Origin of the sequence: Pseudanabaena sp. UWO310 (genome assembly GCF_006861605.1) — a bacterium.
GTDB lineage: Bacteria > Cyanobacteriota > Cyanobacteriia > Pseudanabaenales > Pseudanabaenaceae > Pseudanabaena.
In genome coordinates, this window is the sequence record NZ_SELU01000129.1 from 1 (window position 1) to 473 (window position 473).

Consider the following 473-nt stretch of genomic DNA (forward strand, 5'->3'; position numbering starts at 1 on the left):
TCGCACCAGTTTTAGAAAAACTACATTCCGATGGACGTTACTGCATTGGTCAAGATAGCGGCATTTACTGGCGAATGATGGAGCCACCCGAAAAAGGAGCCGAAGCACCAGACTGGTTTTATGTGCCGAATGTATCGCCGCTTCTCGATGGCGAATATCGTCGTTCTTATGTACTGTGGAAAGAATTTGTCGCGCCCTTAATTGCGATCGAATTTGTCTCTGGTAATGGATCAGAAGAACGAGATACAACGCCACCTAGTGAGACTGAAAAAGCTGGGAAATTCTGGGTTTACGAGCAAGCGATTCGGATTCCCTTTTATGTGATTTTTGACGGATTTAGAGACAATCTTGAGGCTTATCATTTGCTGGATAGTCGCTATGTCAAAATGCTGCCTAATGATCGCGGACATTATGAGATCGCGCCAATGGGTGTGGAACTTGGGTTGATATTAGAGAATGGTGTGTCTTGGTTG

At 45.0% G+C, this 473-nt stretch carries 1 protein-coding gene; it reads left to right on the plus strand.

The features are described 5' to 3' along the window. The coding region (locus PseudUWO310_RS22600; protein ID WP_190316139.1) for a Uma2 family endonuclease at positions 1–473 on the plus strand (473 nt) is incomplete at both ends.